A 19,061-nucleotide genomic window follows, 5' to 3' on the forward strand; every position below is an offset into this window, starting at 1 on the left:
CACTTCCTCCTGTGGAACACTAACGCCCCACAATGCGATATTTAGATCCTCGAAGTCGCCTCCAAGAATCTACTGTTTGGTGTTTTATCGTGAGTCTCGATCGTCAGAGCTTGAGTCACGAAGACGTCGTAACGCAACCACGAGAGCACCGATAATGACGATGATAACGGCGATAGATAGCCACAGGGCTTTCGATCCAAATGGCGACGACGACGTCGAGGATGATGAGTCTGTGTCTTGGGAGGTTCCGTCGTTAGCATTCGCGGAGGGGACAGAAGAACCACCGGATTCATTCGTATTCCCCTCCGACTCCCCCGTCGACGCGGACTGCGCTGCAGATTCTCCCTTGTCGTAATCCCCAGGATATGTGAAGGAAATTGACCCACGTGTCGAATGCCCATCAGAACTGGTGATCTGGAACCCCACGACGTATGTACCCGGCGAGGCATCGACATCCTCAGGAACTGTGAATGAAATAACATTCCCCGAGATAGTGGGTGTTCCTTTGGCAATGACTTTTCCCGACGATTTGTTCGACACCGCTATGGTGTTGAAATTATCTCTCGGGTTGCCTGACATCGTCAGCTGAATGTCGTGAGGAAACTCCGATACTGTCGAACCATCCTCGGGCGACGACGACACCACGCTGTCATGAGCCCAGGCCTGCGGTGAAAAAGCAACCGCCCCCACCAGGATAAGAATGAGGGATACGATAAGGCCACCCGCACTTCGGAACCGTACAGTTCGACTGTCGCTCATCTCAGCCCTCCCAGAGCTGCGTAAAACCAACTACTTCTCTCCATCGTGGCACACAAAATCTCTTAACCTCTACACGCCACGCTGCCACCTGGCGCTCAGGTACGAAGCCACCACGGATGTGGCGATATATAACGCTTCCAAGCTGCCCGGTGCCCACTCGCGAACCGCGTAGACACTAGTCGTCGAAACACGTCAGGAAGTTCCCCACTATCCACGGCACTTCACCCCCACTACGTTTGCGCCGGCCACCAGCGGCAGGACCCGGATATGCGAAAACCCGAACACCACGTGGTGCCCGGGCTGTCTGTGGTCTCAGCTGGGATCGAACCAGCGACCTTTCCGGTGTGAACGGAACGCTCTTCCACTGAGCCATGAGACCGACAAGCCAAAAATTTAGCACGATAGGAAGTCACGAACAAAAATGACGTTGACGTGCTCCCACAATCCTATGTACCAAACGCGGTGAGGCTCTGTAGAGGCGCATAGGCTCGATACGGTCGGTCCGCGTAGTTTTCCGTCAGCAACCCCCCGAAATGATCATGCTAAAGCCTGTTTTCCTGGGGATTTGTGCATTAACTATCGCTACGGCTAGTCTTTCTTTCGCGTGTTACGGGGTTCCGAGCCCAACACAACACGTCATGCGGATGTAGCGCAGTTGGTAGCGCATAACCTTGCCAAGGTTAGGGTCGCGGGTTCGAGTCCCGTCATCCGCTCAACTGAAATAGACATTTCAGTTATCTAGGTTGACTTTTCGACGATGGATCTCTCGAAGTTTCATGGTCTGGTCGACTACATGCGCGATTAGCTCAGCGGGAGAGCGCTTCCCTGACACGGAAGAGGTCACTGGTTCGATCCCAGTATCGCGCACCACTTATCGCAGCAGATTGAGAAAGTTTCTTTCATACTTTTGCTGGACGATGAGTCTCGCGGATGTAGCGCAGTTGGTAGCGCATAACCTTGCCAAGGTTAGGGTCGCGGGTTCGAGTCCCGTCATCCGCTCCATGCACCAAGGTGTAAAAGGGCAGATCACTGCCCTTTTGTGCTATCGTGCATCATGATGCGTGAGTGAAATCCTTTCCTCATCATCGTCGTATGGTGGAATGGCCGAGTGGTGAGGCAACGGTCTGCAAAACCGTGTACACGGGTTCGATTCCCGTTTCCACCTCAAGCTCAACATATTCATTTCAACGGGGACTTTCCACAGAATTCATGGCGGGCGCATTCCCGCCTACTGTGGAGCCATGGCACCATCACCCACAGTTACGGTTTTTCCGCCCGACAACGATCCCGATATTGACAGCGCATTAGAGCGCTTCCTCCCCTACCCTGTGCCACAGACACTGAACATTCGAGCAATCATGGTATCGACCATCGATGGCGCTTCCGTAGCATCAAGTGGCACATCAGGAGAGCTCGGCGGCCCGATCGATTCCGCCATGTTCGCTCTGCATCGCCGGCAAACCGAGGCCGTCATAGCTGGTCTGTCCACGGCCCTCGCTGAAGGCTATGGCCCCATCGAGTTGAGCGCGAATGAAATCCAGACCCGATCGCACCATGGACTACCACCAACCGCAGACTTGGTTCTCACTACCCATCAGTTGGATGACAAAAAGCTCTCAGACATCCTTTCATCCCCCCTCACCACCACTGACGGCACCAATGACGATCACCCGGAATCGGGAGACGGAGACAAAGATTCTGACAACCATTCGTCCGAGGAAATCCAGCACGGGGGCTCAGTTATCATCCTCACCGATCGAAGTGCGTCAGAAACATCGACTTTTAGCAAGAACCGGACAATGCTGCGGAACCACGGCATAAACGTCGACGTCCTCGACAAACTCGATGGCACACATATCCGTCAATGGTTAAGCGACCGCTACAGCGTCGTCGATTGTGAAGGCGGGCCTCGCTTTCTGGGATCACTCATAGCATCACGCGCCATCGATGAAGTGATCTTGACAATTCATCCCGGTGTACAGGCCGGCAATGCACCGCGAATTGCCTACGGAACCTCCGACGGAACAGACGAGGAGGCCAAGACGGTCACTGGCACACCGACAGATGGTGAACTCCTCGCAATAGGGTATGAGCAGGATGGAGCTGTGTTCCTTAGGTACGGTCTATGCAACGAGCACACCTAGACCACGCGGATGGTGGTGCAATTAGCCCCTTTTCGGAGATGGCGAACTAAAGCTTTTTATACGGCCCCGTGAAATAACGAACCATAATGCGATGTTGAAATGAGTTAAAACAGTAACCTCTGTTAACAATCTTTCACGAAGCCGAGAGGAAAGAATGACTGACAAAGACGAACAACACGAGGACTTTCGTCGCCTTACCGATGATGAATGGCGGGCTCGGCTGACCAACGCCGAATACCGGGTCCTCAGGGAAGCGGGAACCGAAGCTCCTTTCACGGGTGAATACACCGATACCGAGACTGAAGGGGTCTACCGGTGCCGAGCCTGCGGTTCTGAGCTCTTCCGGTCCCGCGAGAAGTTCCATAGCCACTGCGGGTGGCCATCGTTCTTCTCCCCACTCGCCGGAGACCGGATCATTGAAGTCGCTGATAATAGCCACGGGATGCACCGAGTTGAGGTGAAATGCGCGAAGTGCCATAGCCACCTGGGCCACGTCTTCGAAGGCGAAGGCTATGACACTCCTACGGATTTACGCTATTGCATTAACAGCATCAGTCTCACGCTAGAACCGGCAACCAAGGATTAGCAGTCAAAAATTAAGCGAGGACGTACCGCTCCCCCTAGCGGCACGCCCCATGTCTTCGTAACGACAGCTTGTTGACGAAACGACTATGGCAAGAGATCGGTGATCTCGGCGATATCGTCAACTCGTCGTCCGGTGAAGAACGGAATCTCTTCACGGACGTGGAGCCGTGCCTCTGTGTAGCGCATGTGGTGCATGAGATCCACGATGCGGTCCAACTTCGGACCTTCGAAGGCCAGAATCCATTCGTAGTCGCCCAAAGCGAAAGCCGGAACGGTGTTCGCACGGACGTCGGGGTAATCACGCCCCATCTTTCCGTGGTCAGCCAGGATCCGACGACGATCCGCAGGATCCATCACGTACCAGTCATACGAGCGGACGAACGGGTAAACAGCAATCCACCGCTTCGGTTCTTCTTCCGCGATGAAGGACGGCACATGGGACTTGTTGAACTCGGATGGACGGTGGAGCGCTGCCTGTGACCACACGCCCGTACATGCACGTCCCAAGGTCGTCGTACGCAGGAAACGATTGTAAGCGTCCTGCAGATCTTCCATCTTTTCAGCGTGCCACCAAATCATGATGTCAGCTTCCGCACGAATACCGGAAACGTTGTAGATCCCTCGTATGGTGAGATCTTCGTGCTCATAAGAAGCAATAAAGTCACGCATTTCCTGGGCCACTGTGTCCCGGTCCTCACCCAATTTACCGGGGGCAACCTTGAAGACCGACCACATCGCGTACCGAACAGTCGCATTCAGTTTCTTATAATTCAGACGATGCTTGTGCTCGGGGCCAGCAGAGCTATCACTATTTTCTTGACGAACGTCGTCCTGGTTTTCAGTCATGGTCAACCTCTTCTTTTCTTTCGTAAACTACCGGAGCTTCGTGATGTGACGACGAAGCTCGATGCACACGACATATGTGGAACTTTGTTCTTGACTCCCCGCGAAGGCAGGAGCCTTCTGATCACTGTCACATAACCGTATCCATCACCTTCTTCGCCGCCTCACGCGCTTGCGCGATACACGCTGGAACGCCGACGCCATGCCAGATAGCACCTGCAGCTTCTAGCCCCTCGACCTGACTGATATCCTTAAGCGCCACATTGATGAGTTCATCGTGACCCATGCCGTATCGAGGCAAACCACCCCACCACTTTTGAAGCACCGTCTCTTCGGGGTGCAGGCGTTGGCCTGTAATGGTTTCGAGGTCGTCAATAGCGTATTTCACCAGTGTGTCTTCGTCTTCTCTGACGAGTGAATCGTCGCCCCAATGGCCGAACGAAGTCCTAATGAAAGCACCAACGTGATCATCGACGTGGGGCCACTTACGCGAAGAGAAAGTAAAGGCTTTAGCGTGAAGCCCCGCATCAGGTGACACGAGAATACCCGTGGTCTCTGGGATAGCCTCGTCATTCGGCAGACGTAGACCAAGTACAACGCTCGACGCTAGATCCATCGAACCGAGAATGTCTGCTGCCACAGGGGCAACCTCAGTGAGCTGCTGGCCCGCGACATCCGCTGGAGTGGCGACGACAACGGCGTCGAAATCTTCAGTCTCTGTCGACGACGAACCACTCACGACGCGGAAACGATGGGCACTTGATTCCTCTGCCGGCAATACCGCAGCGACAGGTGCATTCACACGAATGGTTGCCGACGACTGCTCAACCAGCGCATCGATCAGATCACGATAGCCCCCGACGAAAGACGCGAACACCGGAGGCTTCTTCGCCGACGCACTCGGCGACTCCTCATCTGCCGCGCCCCCGGCTACTCGTGCTTCACGTGCTTCATCTCTTTGCTGTAGGACAGCAGCAGCCGCTCGCGTTAATGTCACAGGTTCGCCATGGTTGGCAAGGTCATCCATTGCCGCAGCTAATTCCGGAATCGTCGCTCGTAGACCGAGGTCCTCAGCGCGGGACGAATAGACCCCACCCAGCAACGGGGAGACTACGTGGTCCACGACCTGCTGCCCCATTCGCTCGGCAACCAACGCACCGAGTAAGGCATCTTCCCCTTCCACCCACGGTATCGAGTATGCCTCCCCCTCAGCATCAATCCGTGCGCAGGTCTCGGAATCAACGAGGTCCTTCACAGAGGAACTATCGGCGGGAATTCCCATCACCGTTCGTGACGGAACGGAATGCAAGGTACCGTCGCCAATCCATAAGCCGGATTTGAGGTCGGATGGATAGCGCAGCCGGTCTTTCAACCCCAAGGAAGTAAAGAACCGGGTGGCGTCGGCACGGAAGGCGAGGTACGCCTCTGCCCCCACATCAACACTGCCGGTAGCGAGATCAACGGTCTTCAGTTTCCCACCGACCGTGTCGGAGGCTTCAAAAACAACGACGTCGGTATCGGGGTCGCGACGACTGATTTCATAAGCCGCGACAAGTCCCGACAGTCCTCCACCAATAACCGCAACACGCGTCTTTACCACGAATGCACCTTTTCTACGATGTGAGAAATAACGTCCGGGTCAGTGTCTGCGAGAACACCATGCCCCAAGTTCACAATATGACCTGAAATCTTTCCTTCGGAGATAAGCTGATCCGTCGTGGTCAAAAGGTGATTGATTTCCTTATCAACGGCTTCTTTACCTGCAAAAAGTAAGGCTGGGTCAATATTGCCCTGAAGCGTTATCGCACCAGAACCTGCTTCCCCGTTCTTGTCCGCTAAAGCTACGTTAATGCGCTGCGCCGCGGTAGCCATGTCGACCCGCCAGTCAACACCCATGACATCGGGGCCTGTTTGCGCCATGGAACCGAGGAGCTCACCCGTCGTCACGCCGAAATGAATTCGAGGAATGGGCCGACGGCCACCACGTGATGACCTCTCGGAAACGAATCTAAAGATTTCAGCCGAATACGGGGCAACGAGATCGTTATAATCCCTCGCGTGCAGGTAGCCTGCCCAGGAATCGAATAGCTGCATGGCATCGATTCCCCCGTCGATCTGCACTCCGAGGAAAACCTTGATGTAGTCCGTCAACACACGCATGAGGGCGTGCCATGAGTCAGGATCAGCATGCATCATGGCTTTCGTGTGTTGGTGGGTTTTCGACGGTCCCCCCTCAATCAAATAGGACGCAATGGTGAAAGGAGCACCGGCGAATCCGATCAAAGCCTGGTCATCACGCAGCTCCCCGATGATTTCTCGGACCGCCTCACCGATAGACGAAATAGAATCCGGATCCAACTCGGGAAGCGAGTCAATATCAGCCCGCGAACGAATGGGATGATCAACGATGGGACCACGGCCGGCAACAATCTCCACCCCGATTCCCGCAGCCTTCAGCGGCACAACAATGTCTGAGAAAAAGATCGCAGCGTCGACATTATGCCTGCGTACGGGTTGCAGAGTGATCTCAGCGGCAGCATCAGGGGTAAAGCATGCTTCCAGCATCCCGATGTTCTCCCGGAGCTTCCGGTATTCCGGAAGTGAGCGCCCAGCCTGCCGCATAAACCAAACAGGCCGATGGTGCGGAGTGGCTCCATACGCGGCGTCGAGTAGCGATGACTGCGACAATGTGCGGCGCGACGAAGCTATATCTGGAGAGTCGCCGGAATTCGTACTCATTCCATGCATATGGTTTATAGTGCCAGGTCTCGATCTGAATCGAACACTCGCGACAATCGCCCCTACCGGGTGTACCCCAGCGTCGCTAAGATTCCACTGGCACAGGCGATTTCGCAGTCCCCCCGTCGTTAAGTATTTTTAGCGACGCAGTAACCCCATCACTGGCTCACATCAGCTTTCCAAACACAAGCCTCCCGTACGTTTCAGCCCACATGGACTTGTCACCACGCTGGACCGAGACGATATACAACACCGGTATGCAACATGAAGAGCCCTACGGGACTCATCGCTAGCTGGGACTTTGACATCGAACCCCCGGCGCGCCTCCTGAGCAAACACGGCAGAAAACTGTACCGTGCCCAAGTGTGAGCATTGATCAGCCATCGCACGACGACAATTCTGCTTCCCACCGGTTAAACGCTGCTACTCCCCGTAAGGAGACCTCAGCATCCATGAATCATGATGGATCCACCGACGAACCCCAGGTTTTCCATGACGCGGTGGCTTCCATCCATGCGGCCTCATTGCGTCAGGAAATATCCATGGGGTCAATTCGCCCACCCCAGCGTTTAGCTCCATATAGCTACGCCGTCGGGTTAGAAGTGGATCATGAGCAGTCACGCACTATTCCGCGGGATACGGACGGCGATGCTTTTGGGCGGCTGATTCTCCTTCACGATCCTCGGAGCGACGGGAACTGGTCCCAGGCTCTTCGCCTTGTCGCGTATATCCAGGCAGACATGGACCCGGAGGTCGCGTCGGATCCGTTGTTGCCTGATGTCGCCTGGCAGTGGCTTTCTGAGGGTCTAACCAGTGAGGGAGCGCATTATTCGCAACTCGGAGGCACGGTGACCTCCACGTCGTCGGCCCGGTATGGGAATATTGGGGGCCCGGGTAAGGCGTATCAGATTGAGCTGCGTGCATCGTGGACGGCGGATGATACTGATCTTGCTTCCCACGTCGAGGCTTTCGCTCACGTTCTCGCGTCGGTAGCGGGACTTCCTCCTGAAGGAGTCGCTCAGCTTGGACAGTAGGATGCTGCGTTGTGGCTTGTCTGGAGACAATGATATTCACGACGATGGTGACGAGGCTCCCCTAGGCGATTGGTACATCTCCCCAGCTCCCAAGCCCTCTCCTACTTTTCCTTTATCGCCACAATCTGCTTCTGTGCCGTTATCGACGCCATCGGGCGGGACCCCGTCGTTAATCTCCACCGTGGACGAGTTGAAGAATGCTGCCCGTGTGTTGGCAAATGGCCACGGCCCGCTCGCCGTCGATACTGAACGAGCGTCGGCTTACCGCTATGGCGATCGCGCCTTTCTTCTCCAACTGAAACGTGCCGGTAGCGGACTATTTCTCGTCGACGCTGAAGCCTGCCGCTCCGATATGGGCCCCCTAGCTCCCGTCGTCAACCGGCTAACGTGGATTATCCATTCTGCACGGACCGACTTACCTGCCCTTCTTGATATGGGGCTTACTCCTCATCGTCTTTGTGACACCGAACTGGGTGGGTGCATAGCTGGGCTGAAGAAGGTCAACTTGGGCGACATGGTGGATGGTTTAGTCGGCTACCGTTTGGCTAAAGAGCACGGGCATGAAAATTGGTCCCGACGGCCCCTTCCCGACGAATGGCTCGATTACGCGGCCCTGGACGTCGAATGTCTCCTTGAGCTTTCCACCACTGTGGCTGGTTTGCTTTCGGAATTAGATCGTTTCGCGTGGTGGGCCGAAGAGTGTGAATATATTCGCACGTCTACCCTGGCTGATGCCCCCTCAGTGGAACCTTCACTGCGGGTGAAGGGCCTCAATAATCTGTCTACCCCTGCTCAACGTGAGCTTGCCTTTACCTTGTCACGCGAACGAGACCGGCGGGCGCGGGCGGTAGATCGCTCTCCTCATCGGGTGTTATCGAATTCTGATCTGATAGCGATTGCTCGAAAAAATCCTCGGACTTTTCAAGAAATGATGGACGCAGCGCACTTCCGATCGATGCGAAACGCGCGCTCATGGTGGAGCATCATTCAAGGCGAGCAGGACAAGACCACCGCATCCTCGTCATCAACCCCGCGCCCTCATTGTGCAACCGACGACGACCGGGGCCCGTCACGACACCAGGGACGTCACTCAGATACCCATTATGCGGGAGGACGGCGATTCCCCAATTCTGACCGCGGGCAGAAAGCTGAAGAACTGTATTCCCTATGCTCAGAGGCCATCAATGTGGTGTCTGAACAAACCGGTATCTCCCACGAGGTGATCATTACCCCGCAGATAGTGAGGCTCATGGCGTGGCATTTTTCGTCGGAACCACAGGCCCATGCGACGGATATCGACATGTTTTTCACCCGACATGGGGTCCGACGGTGGCAACGGCGGATTGTATCCCCTGTGTGCGCCAACGCTCTTGGAGACCACAATCGCTAAACACGACGTGTCTGGCCACCGCGCAATTCACGGAGAACGCACAATCCGCGCCTTCATTTCTCCACGCACACCAGCACTTTCACCACCGCCCAGGACATGGCACTCGCGAAGCTAAGACCGCTTGGTAAAAGCAGTGATGATCTCCATGTGATGGGTACCGGGGAACGCATCAATGACCCTCATGGAGGAAATCTCATAACCGTGGTCTAACCAGGCCGCATAGTCACGAGCACCCGTCGCCGGATCGCAGGCAATATGAACCACGGCTTCGGGATGCGCCGCGGCTATCTGACCAATCACCTTCGTGCCTGCACCTTTTCGCGGAGGATCAAGAACAACGAGGTCCACTCCTCCCTTGTTGTTTCGTCGGAGCGACGACCATGCGCGATCAACTCTGGAGGTCAGAAATCTGATCGACGACGGGCTGAATGAGGGCTCAGCTAGGGTGTTCAAGCTACGTCGGCCCCACGTGCGAGCATTTTTGTCAATCTCCACGGAATCAACGGGACCACGCGTTTTTTCGGCCAAAATATCGGCGAACAGCCCGATCCCACCGTATAAATCCCATGCAGCCCCACCATGAACCTCGGGGAGGAGCTCACGAACAAGCTCGCGATACCGTGTCGGAGCACCACTATGGGCTTGCCAAAAAGCGGTTGGCGGAAGGACGAAGGTTCGACCCTCCGCGGAATGGGCAGCTCCCTCCCCAGCGCCACTGTTCCCAACCAGGTTATTACTTGGTTCTGATGGAGTTGAGGCGGCATTATGGGATATCCGTTCAACGCAGTAATTTCCGCCCTCTATTACCGTGCTGTGCCCCCGTCGTCCACGCCGAGATGTACGCGGACGCGCCGCACCGGAACGTTGTTTCGACGACGCACCACCATCGACTTCCACAATGTGGCGGATGCCATTGGAATCGAGCGCGAGTATCACTTCAGCGCCCGGAGTAAAACGCATCGCATCCAGGCCGTCCATCAAACCAGGCGCGGCTTGGGAACACACCGCATTCGTCACGACACGGTGGCCAGACTTGACGCGGAGACCAGCGCGGCCTTCATCGTCGACGGCTAGTCGCATCCTCGTACGCCACCCGCGATACGGCGACAACGTCTCAAACGTCGGTTCAACGTCAAAGTGCCCAATCCGACGCATTTGATCTGCCGTGATGCTGGCCTTCACTTCAGCCGACTTATCGGGCGCAACCTCTAGAAAGTCACAGCAGCCAGCACCTTTCTCGGCGGCTGGGCACGATATCGTTCCATCACCCCGTAGAGGCGAGCGGTGACCAATTGTTCGGGCTTCACCCCTCCACAGAGATGCTGAACTGTGCTCGGCATCGATATCGACGGCGACATCACGGTCACCAGCTACAGCACCGTCGACAAAAACCACGTGATTGTCGACGCGACCAATCCCCTGCCCACCATAGGCAAAATCGGTGATATCCACCGTGGCATGTGATGGAACACCATCGTGTGGGTGATTCTCAGTGTGCGTCACTCGCCTACCTCACTCGTCTGTATCGGACGCCATTTCATCGATTTCATCAATCGCGTCATCGTCCTTGACTGCATCTGCCCTGCGTACCGACCAAACGGTCACCACCATGACGAGAATAGTCAGGGGCCATCCCATCGCAATCCTCGCGACGGCCAGGATATTCGTCGTTGACGATCCGTAGAGATGATTCTGAACGAAGAACCGCGCCGCAAAAACACAGGCCCACGCAATGGTCGCAAGAACGAAATAACGGCGTTCCGACGTATTCTTGTGCCATCGCATACCGCGACCATTGAGCCCGCGCCAGATCACTCCCACAGCAGGCCAACCCACAAGGCAGGAGATAAAAAACACCAACCCCACAACAGCCGAGTACCAGATCCCGTAAAGGAAGTAGCCTTTCGCGGAACCGACGTACCACGCAATGGCCGCAGCGATAAGCACACCCATGACGCCGGAGATAGCGGGCTGCATGTTTTCGTGCCGAACAAGGCGCCACACGCAAATCAGAAGTGAAACCGCTAGTGAGGAGATCAAAGCCGGAGTGAGCCCCCACCACGAATTCACCGGGACGAGAACAAGAATCGGCACAGTCGATGACACTAGACCAGAAATTCCGCCAAGTTGTTCAAGGAGAGTCGGGCTATCACTCGAGGCCGACTGATCTTGTTGTTTTATCTGGCGTCGGTCAGTACTTGTCATCATCTTCTTCGCGGTCGAGCTCATCCATCGCGGATTCCATTCGCGCAGAGGCCTGACTGCCGGTTGAACGGCGACGGCCAGCGCTCTCTGAATCAGGACCTTCCTGCCCTGCGTCAGATGATTCTTGGTTTCCGCCTGTGGAGCCCGCGGAATCGTCGGCAATACTTGCTGACGACGCTGCACTCTGCGGATTCCCTTGTGCTTGCTGAGCCTCGGCGGCGCGCTGGGCTTCCGCGGCACGCTGAGCCATTGCCTTCTGAAGCTCTTGAGCCATGTCTTGGGGCAAGGCGACAGGAAGCGTTTCACCAGCCGGCATTGGGCTGTCGCCTCGTTTCACAATGGTACGAGCGGCGATCCCACGCGTGAGGGCGACCAACTGATCGTGAGACTCCTCTGGCCCTACCGCTGTCAGCCGTAGCATCCACCCGGGCCCGTTGACACCGATCATGTGCATCATTCCATGGGGCCCAACACCGGTAATCTCTATTCCCCACGGGCCAGACTCATGATGGGATTCGAGCCCATCGTTAGTAATCTGCTGTTCAACCTCGTTCAGCTGCTCTTCCCACAGGCCACCGGAGCGAGGAGCAGCGAAAGCAACTGGTGTCACGCGGCCATATGGGCTGGCAACGTGAACAGCGCGTGGCCCCTCCTGGCTGACCTCCACCTGGATCTCAGCCTCATGAGGGATCGGGACAAGAAGCGACCCCAGGTCAATGTCCCCCTTGGCGAAGTCGCTGAAGTCAAAACGGTCGAGATCTTCGCGTCGAGAATCGAACGGACCCGATTCGCCCTCCATTGCATCGAACGTCGAAGCTGAGGACGCTACCCCGGATAGGCCGTTATTGCTGGTGGTATCAGGTCCTTCATCACTAAATTCATTGCGCTCATCGCGTGAATTAGTGTGAAAATCCGATTCATTAGTTTCGTCGGGTTGCTTATTTTTCTTCCCAAAGGGCCACATAGGCAAACTCCTTACCAAGAATTCATGTCATGGCTGCATTGACACGAGCGTGATCGCCTTATTTTTCTGAGCATTGCTCTGAACTGCTCGTATTAATTACTCATTTTTTCTGCCTTGAACATAAGGCCTCTACTGCTGCGATCGTAGAACATGATCTACGCCATCTGTAGCTCCAACGCCCGTAGAGCCATAGCCGCCCTGGCCTCGTTCTGTCTCATCAAGATGGTCAACCTCGACGACGTCGCTCAGCACAACTTCCTGAACGACAAGCTGAGCAATCCGGTCCCCTCGCGAAATGGTGACCGCTTCATGCTGATCAAGGTTGATCAAACACACCTTGATCTCGCCACGATAATCGGCATCGATGGTGCCCGGCGTATTGACGATTGAGAGCCCCTTTTTTAGCGCTAACCCGGACCTCGGATGGATCAGCCCCACCGTTCCCACCGGTAAACCAATTGCTATGCCTGTTCCGACCAGCTTCCGCTCACCTGGCTGGAGTACGACGTCATCGGTCGACATCAAATCAATTCCCGCATCGCTGGGGTGAGCGCGTCGCGGGAGATCAAGGCCGGTATCTAGTCGTTGTACGCGAATACTGGGTGTCTTAGTCACGTCTTTAGACTAACCGAGCGGCGGACGAACATAACCATTAGCGTTTTTCGCCGACTCAGGTCATTGACTCGCCGCATTGACGTGGATTACGAGCTTAGGTGAAGCCGCACGGTGGCTCAGCCTCCCGTTATTACTGGTCATTGCCTTGTTCATCCGTGCTTCATCCGCATAAAGACACATCAAGACTTCACGATAAAAACACAGGGGACGACGAAACCGCGAGCGAAAATATAGGCACGCTAGACTAGGGAGCTGTGAATGAACAGCGTGATACTCCCTCACAGAAATCAACCCGCAGTGGCGACGTTCTGTACCGAGAGCGCCAGTGGATCCCGTTTTACTGGTGGGTTGCTGTTCTAGGCCTTGTTGTGCTGCTGTCCTACGAATTAGGGCTCAATCGCCCCTGGTATTGGACACTCATCGGAGCGATCGTCTTCGGGGCGGCGGCGTTATGGTCCCTCATTTCCCTATCGGGGAACGTCATACGGGTTGAGGAAACGCCTCACGGGGAACGCTGGCTCTACGTGGGACCAGCGAAACTTCCGGCGTCGGTAATCGAACGAACACTTGCCGTTCCTGCCACAGCAAAAAGCGCCGCTATGGGAAGGCAATTAGACCCGGAGGCGTATGTCGTTTCCCATGCCTGGGTGCCCGAGATGGTGATGTTGGTGCTGAATGATCCGCACGATCCGACGCCATATTGGCTCGTCAGCACTAAAGACCCCGACGCACTTCTCGAAGCACTGGATCGTCCCATCTACTAAGCGGTAGCCGGGCTTGAACGACGGGTCACGTTCAGGAATGACCGTTATTTACACGAGCGTGTGGGCATGCTGAACCATCAGCTCAGCGCACCGCGGCTACAAAGCACGGCGGTAACCAAAGTGCTACCGCTGACGGGTCTGTGAAAGGTCAGCGACTAAGCGCAATCGCGGCACACCATCGTGCCGTCATTTTCGGTGTAGGCCAACCGATTCCTGTGCTGAACTAGGTAGCACACGCCACAGGTGAATTCGTCTGACTTCTTCGGTACGACATCGACCGAAATCTCTTCATTGGAATAGTCGAAATCAGGAAGATCGATAGGCTCGACGATGTCGCCATCGTCGGTATCGTCCACTGGTCCTTTTTTATTCTCAGCTGCTTGAAGTCCTTCAAGCGAGTCTGTGTCGAAATCTTGCCTGTCCCCACGAGGGGCGTCATAGTCCTTGGGCATATCAAGCGACCTCCGAAATGATGAAACTGCCGGTCGGACGCGCACTTTAGACCAATTTCTTAGCATTGTCACGTCCTACGCGGCCACGCCATATTTCACGGATCTGCTACATCCGGCCCAATTCACAAAACAGCTGTTCAGAGGGTATGCGCCAACTGGAATTTAAAGAAATGAGAGGGGGGAATGTTGACGTCTTATACTCCCCCGCCCCCGGGGCTCACTTTCGTGTACTACTCAGACGGTATTGGGTCGAGTCCGCCTGCTCGGGCCAAGCCTTCTTTAAGCTCATCAAAAAGCTCAGGATGCGCTGCCATCAGCAGCTCCCCCTCACTCCCCAGGCTCATGCGCTGCGGCACAGAAATGCGTGCACCGGCCTCACGAGAAATCAGAGCGCCAGCCGCATAATCCCAGAGGTTCAACCCGTGCTCGTAGTGTGCATCGGCACTGCCCTCGGCAACATGACATAGGTCCAAGGCTGCCGAGCCAAGCCGCCTGATATCACGGACAGTCTCAAGCATCGCGCTCACCACAGTCCCCTGCACATGCCGTCGGGAAGCTGTATAACCAAAGCCCGTAGATACGAGAGCGTGCGACAAATCGTGTTTCCGCGATACCGATAGCTGCTTATCAGACGCGACGACGCGGGGCTCGGTGGTCTCGTGCTCCAAGGCCCCCTTCCGCACGTATGCACCGCCCTCACGTGAGGCGAAGTAAGTCAGATCATGCGCGACATCGACAACAACCCCGGCAACGGTTTTGCCATTCACCTGCGCAGCTAAGCTCACCGAGTAAAAAGGTATCCCGTACAGGAAATTGACGGTGCCGTCGATCGGGTCGACAACCCATACAGTTCCTTCTTCAGGCAGTTCTCCGCCCGATTCCTCGCCAAACACGGTGTCGTTGGGCCGGACCGTCGACAATAACCTCCGGACTAATTGTTCGGTCGATGTATCTACTTCTGTCACCGGATCGTTATCGGATGACTTCGTAGCTACCGAAGCGGAGAGGTCAGCGATCTTTGCCCGCTGATCACGCACATGTCGTCCTGCAGCAATGGCTACTGACAGGGCCACATTAAGCTCTGAGCTCGCTTCATCGGTCAACGTGGATGGGTTCGACGTGTTCGGATCCACTAATTGTGGGTTGGCATCCGAAGGATCATTGGTGCTTTCGGCGTAGTTTTCTGAAGAAGTCATACGAACCACGGTAACCATTTTCGCCCCTTGCTGCAGCCCAGCATCCCCGACTCCCACTGACGACGGCACGACGTACGCCGCCATTTCCTCGGGAGAATTCCTCCGATAACGGCTCGATCGTCGAATTCATCCGGAGTTGCCGTCATGAAATCCGCTACTATCGGAGTTATGAATAATTACGGCTTTGGTATAGATGTCGGCGGAAGCGGAGTAAAAGGCGCAATTGTTGATCTCGATAACGGGACTTTCGTCGGAGAGCGAATCAAGATTCTTACACCAAAGCCGTCGACTCCCGACGCTGTCGCTGACACATGCCGTCAGATCGTTGAGCAGGCAGAATGGACGGGCCCTGTTGGGATCACCATTCCCGCAATTGTGAAACAACAGCAAGCTCGTAGCGCGGCAAATATCGACAAATCGTGGATTGATACCGACGTGTCGGAGCTCTTCCACCGCCATATTGGGCCAACCCGCGATATCGCTGTCCTCAATGACGCGGATGCTGCCGGAATAGCAGAGGTGGCCTACGGGAACCCTATTGCGCGGAAAGGCTCGGTCATTTTCCTGACTTTTGGTACAGGAATCGGCTCCGCCTTGCTCATTAACGGGCAACTGTATCCCAATAGTGAGTTAGGTCATTTAAACATTGATGGTAAGGAAGCTGAACGACGCGCCTCCTCGGCTGTCAAAGAGCGCAAAGACTTGTCATATAAAGAATGGGCAAAACGCGTGGACCGAGTCCTTAAAGAGTACGAAAAGCTCTTTTCTCCCACGACGTTTGTGGCCGGGGGCGGCATATCACGCAAGCATGAAAAATGGATTCCGCGATTGACATGCGAAACGACAGTCGTGCCCGCTGAACTTCTCAACCGAGCCGGAATTGTAGGCGCGGCGATGGCAGCGCGTGACCATATTTGTCCATAAAGTACATACGCTTAAGGACACAGAGTCGGAGCCGCTCGACGTGGAGCAAGGTACGTAGGTTATACTGGGCGGTCGATCCAGCTCGTTGCGCACATGAGTGACTCTGGCTGCCATACACCTTCATTACGCTCAGGCCACATCCTGGGCGTGTGACGCGATCGTCAATCGCCATCTCGCGGGGTCAACCCACGACGGCGACGCGCTATCTGGGGTAGGCGCCGGCGCTTGACATGCGAAAACAGTCAAATCTGTGCGCAGCACCAATCGAAATCTTCATCGATCAGGAAGGGCCATGTGGACAGTATCGAGCAACCCCGAGTAGTCGCATTGACGTCAATCGGGATATCGCAAGATAGGGAAACCGCCTCTGTCGGCCAGGAACCGAGTCTTCATGGAACTCTAGGAATAACCACGGCGCGCACAAGGTTTAATGACGGTGAAGGGGCAAAGCGATAGTGGAGACAGCGAAAACAGGCATGACTGAAAAACCGAAAAAGGCTGTAGCCAAAAAAGCGGCCACGAAGAAGACGGCGGCTAAGAAAACTGCTGCGAAGAAGACCGCGGCAAAGAAAGCCACAGTGAAGAAGACTGCTGCGAATAAGGTTGCCAAGAAGCAGGCCTCGGCATCATCCGCCCTCCACGAAGATACGTCGGCAGCTGCGGACGAGTCTTCTTCATCGTCCCAGGAAAAGGCTGCTCCAAAGAAGTCCACCGCGAAGAAGGCAACCAAGCGGACAGCAGCTAAGAAGTCGTCGGCAAAGAAGACCACGGCCAAGAAAACCGCAGCTAAAAAGACAGCGGCTAAAAAGACTGCGGCCAAGAAAACGGCTGCAAAGAAGACTGCAGCTAAGAAGACAACGACGAAGAAATCCACCGCTAAGAAAGCGGCGTCGAAGAAATCAGCTGCGAAGAAGACCACGAAGACCGCCAATAAGCGATCGTCCGCAAGCCGTAAGTCGACTAAGGACACGGCGGCCGAGAAGAATACCGACTTGATCACGTCGGATGATCAGGTTGTCGACGAACATCCTGATCAGGATGCGTCGAATGGTGCGGATGCTGATCTCCATCAAGATGGAGACGATTTCGAGCTGCATGATATCGATGATGACGATGACATCGATATGGATCACTCCGACCTGGATGATGATCTCGATGACGACGTCGACCACGATGATCTCGATCACGATGATGACCTCGACAGTGACGACTTAGATGAAGAGTCAGGTCTGGACGAGGACGAGATGGACGACGACCACTCGAGTTCGCCCATTAAGCGCACTAATGATTCGTCAACTGACGACGATGATGACGATGACGATAGCGACAATGGCAACTTCGTGTGGGACGAAGATGAGTCGGCAGCGCTTCGCCAAGCTCGGAAAGATGCTGAGCTGACAGCCTCCGCGGATTCGGTCCGCGCTTACCTGAAACAGATCGGTAAGGTCGCGCTGCTTAACGCAGAGCAAGAGGTGTCCCTCGCGCAGCGTATTGAGGCTGGTTTATACGCGAACCACAAGCTTGAGGAGCTCAAGGCGAGCAACACCAAGCTGAGCCCGGCGCAATCGCGAGACTTGCGATCAATCGCCCATGATGGCCGCAAAGCAAAGAACCATTTGCTGGAAGCCAACCTTCGTCTTGTCGTGTCCTTGGCAAAGCGCTACACGGGCCGTGGAATGGCCTTCCTCGACCTTATTCAGGAAGGCAACTTAGGTCTGATCCGTGCCGTCGAAAAGTTCGACTACACGAAGGGTTACAAGTTCTCCACGTACGCAACGTGGTGGATTCGGCAGGCCATTACGCGCTCGATGGCTGACCAAGCTCGGACAATCCGTATCCCCGTCCACATGGTGGAGGTCATTAACAAGCTTGGTCGTATCCAGCGCGAGCTTTTGCAGGACCTAAGCCGCGAACCAACCCCCGAGGAATTGGCCCGCGAAATGGACATTACCGAGGACAAAGTCCTGGAAATCCAGCAGTATGCTCGCGAACCGATTTCTCTGGACCAGACGATCGGCGACGAAGGCGATAGCCAACTCGGTGACTTCATCGAGGACTCCGAAGCAGTTGTGGCTGTCGACGCGGTCTCCTTCACCCTCCTCCAAGACCAGCTCCAGGACGTTCTCAAGACCCTGACTGAGCGAGAAGCAGGAGTGGTTCGGCTCCGCTTCGGCCTCACCGATGGTATGCCGCGAACCTTGGACGAGATTGGCCAAGTCTACGGCGTGACCCGCGAGCGCATCCGCCAGATCGAATCGAAGACAATGTCGAAACTGCGTCACCCGTCGCGTTCGCAGGTTCTCCGGGATTATCTCGACTAGTCTGCGCACATTAGCCCGCGCAGTTTACTTAGTGTCGCCCGTATCCAATCCACAGGATGATGCGGGCGACAATGTATATCAAGTCTCAAAGCACCGTCCGTGCAGGTAATATACGACGGCTGAGCG

Annotated in this window: 17 protein-coding genes and 5 tRNA genes; 11 read left to right on the top strand and 11 right to left on the bottom strand. The window is 55.4% G+C overall.

Annotated elements, in window-relative coordinates; genetic code table 11:
• Positions 1-84: 84 nt before the first annotated feature.
• Both CKROP_RS05145 and CKROP_RS05150 read right to left on the bottom strand, forming a co-directional pair.
• Complete coding sequence (locus CKROP_RS05145) at positions 85-759, bottom strand: copper resistance CopC family protein (protein WP_012731683.1); 675 nt, start codon at positions 757-759, stop codon at positions 85-87.
• A 307-nt stretch (positions 760-1,066) separates the two neighbouring features.
• Positions 1,067-1,138: transfer RNA gene (locus CKROP_RS05150), tRNA-Val, on the bottom strand.
• Positions 1,139-1,399: 261 nt separating this feature from the next.
• On the opposite strand from CKROP_RS05150, the gene CKROP_RS05155 reads away from it, so the two are divergent.
• The 6 genes from CKROP_RS05155 (at position 1,400) to msrB (ending at position 3,489) form a co-directional block, all read left to right on the top strand.
• A tRNA-Gly gene (locus CKROP_RS05155) sits at positions 1,400-1,472 on the top strand.
• 82 nt (positions 1,473-1,554) lie between these two features.
• Positions 1,555-1,629 (top strand) — tRNA-Val (locus CKROP_RS05160).
• A 56-nt stretch (positions 1,630-1,685) separates the two neighbouring features.
• Positions 1,686-1,761: transfer RNA gene (locus CKROP_RS05165), tRNA-Gly, on the top strand.
• Positions 1,762-1,853: 92 nt separating this feature from the next.
• Positions 1,854-1,924: transfer RNA gene (locus CKROP_RS05170), tRNA-Cys, on the top strand.
• A 76-nt stretch (positions 1,925-2,000) separates the two neighbouring features.
• Positions 2,001-2,903, top strand: coding sequence for a dihydrofolate reductase family protein (locus tag CKROP_RS11100; RefSeq protein ID WP_012731684.1), 903 nt, complete (start codon positions 2,001-2,003; stop codon positions 2,901-2,903).
• A 154-nt stretch (positions 2,904-3,057) separates the two neighbouring features.
• Positions 3,058-3,489, top strand: a complete 432-nt coding sequence (msrB, locus tag CKROP_RS05180; RefSeq protein ID WP_012731685.1) for a peptide-methionine (R)-S-oxide reductase MsrB — start codon at positions 3,058-3,060, stop codon at positions 3,487-3,489.
• A gap of 83 nt (positions 3,490-3,572) precedes the next feature.
• On the opposite strand, the gene hemQ is transcribed toward msrB, so the two are convergent.
• From hemQ to hemE, 3 genes are all read right to left on the bottom strand, one after another.
• Positions 3,573-4,334, bottom strand: coding sequence for a hydrogen peroxide-dependent heme synthase (gene hemQ / locus CKROP_RS05185; RefSeq protein ID WP_012731686.1), 762 nt, complete (start codon positions 4,332-4,334; stop codon positions 3,573-3,575).
• A 127-nt stretch (positions 4,335-4,461) separates the two neighbouring features.
• A complete protein-coding gene (gene hemG, locus CKROP_RS05190; RefSeq protein WP_012731687.1) occupies positions 4,462-5,931 on the bottom strand; it encodes a protoporphyrinogen oxidase in 1,470 nt (489 codons plus the stop codon).
• Positions 5,925-7,079, bottom strand: a complete 1,155-nt coding sequence (gene hemE, locus CKROP_RS05195) for a uroporphyrinogen decarboxylase (protein ID WP_012731688.1) — start codon at positions 7,077-7,079, stop codon at positions 5,925-5,927. Before hemE ends, hemG begins: the two co-directional genes overlap by 7 nt.
• Positions 7,080-7,522: 443 nt before the next feature.
• Here hemE and CKROP_RS05200 point away from each other — a divergent pair, with 443 nt between their 5' ends.
• On the top strand, positions 7,523-8,104 hold the full coding sequence (locus tag CKROP_RS05200; RefSeq protein WP_012731689.1) for a DUF3000 domain-containing protein: 582 nt from the start codon (positions 7,523-7,525) through the stop codon (positions 8,102-8,104).
• Positions 8,105-8,120: 16 nt separating this feature from the next.
• On the top strand, positions 8,121-9,494 hold the full coding sequence (locus CKROP_RS10705; RefSeq protein ID WP_169302951.1) for a ribonuclease D: 1,374 nt from the start codon (positions 8,121-8,123) through the stop codon (positions 9,492-9,494).
• A gap of 111 nt (positions 9,495-9,605) precedes the next feature.
• On the opposite strand, the gene CKROP_RS05210 is transcribed toward CKROP_RS10705, so the two are convergent.
• The 4 genes from CKROP_RS05210 to dut all read right to left on the bottom strand — a co-directional run bounded on the left by CKROP_RS05210 (position 9,606) and on the right by dut (position 13,278).
• Entirely contained in the window at positions 9,606-10,997 is a 1,392-nt protein-coding gene (locus CKROP_RS05210; RefSeq protein WP_012731691.1) for a class I SAM-dependent RNA methyltransferase, read from the bottom strand.
• A gap of 9 nt (positions 10,998-11,006) precedes the next feature.
• Positions 11,007-11,723, bottom strand: coding sequence for a DUF3159 domain-containing protein (locus tag CKROP_RS05215; RefSeq protein WP_237698401.1), 717 nt, complete (start codon positions 11,721-11,723; stop codon positions 11,007-11,009).
• A complete protein-coding gene (locus CKROP_RS05220; protein ID WP_012731693.1) occupies positions 11,686-12,663 on the bottom strand; it encodes a DUF3710 domain-containing protein in 978 nt (325 codons plus the stop codon). The genes CKROP_RS05215 and CKROP_RS05220 overlap by 38 nt, the downstream gene beginning before the upstream one ends.
• Positions 12,664-12,792: 129 nt before the next feature.
• A complete protein-coding gene (gene dut / locus CKROP_RS05225; RefSeq protein ID WP_041628832.1) occupies positions 12,793-13,278 on the bottom strand; it encodes a dUTP diphosphatase in 486 nt (161 codons plus the stop codon).
• A 254-nt stretch (positions 13,279-13,532) separates the two neighbouring features.
• On the opposite strand from dut, the gene CKROP_RS05230 reads away from it, so the two are divergent.
• Positions 13,533-14,042 (top strand): DUF3093 domain-containing protein, encoded by a 510-nt coding sequence (locus CKROP_RS05230; RefSeq protein ID WP_012731695.1) that lies wholly within the window; start codon positions 13,533-13,535, stop codon positions 14,040-14,042.
• A 155-nt stretch (positions 14,043-14,197) separates the two neighbouring features.
• On the opposite strand, the gene CKROP_RS05235 is transcribed toward CKROP_RS05230, so the two are convergent.
• Together CKROP_RS05235 and CKROP_RS05240 are read right to left on the bottom strand one after the other, a co-directional pair.
• Entirely contained in the window at positions 14,198-14,494 is a 297-nt protein-coding gene (locus CKROP_RS05235) for a DUF4193 domain-containing protein (protein WP_041628833.1), read from the bottom strand.
• 230 nt (positions 14,495-14,724) lie between these two features.
• Positions 14,725-15,690, bottom strand: a complete 966-nt coding sequence (locus CKROP_RS05240; protein WP_081429482.1) for an inositol monophosphatase family protein — start codon at positions 15,688-15,690, stop codon at positions 14,725-14,727.
• 168 nt (positions 15,691-15,858) lie between these two features.
• Here CKROP_RS05240 and ppgK point away from each other — a divergent pair, with 168 nt between their 5' ends.
• Entirely contained in the window at positions 15,859-16,614 is a 756-nt protein-coding gene (gene ppgK, locus CKROP_RS05245) for a polyphosphate--glucose phosphotransferase (protein ID WP_041629341.1), read from the top strand.
• 455 nt (positions 16,615-17,069) lie between these two features.
• Positions 17,070-18,935: an RNA polymerase sigma factor gene (locus tag CKROP_RS05250; protein ID WP_012731699.1), complete on the top strand. Its 1,866-nt coding sequence runs from the start codon at positions 17,070-17,072 to the stop codon at positions 18,933-18,935.
• Positions 18,936-19,061: the final 126 nt, after the last annotated feature.

Source organism: Corynebacterium kroppenstedtii DSM 44385 (genome assembly GCF_000023145.1).
GTDB lineage: Bacteria > Actinomycetota > Actinomycetes > Mycobacteriales > Mycobacteriaceae > Corynebacterium > Corynebacterium kroppenstedtii.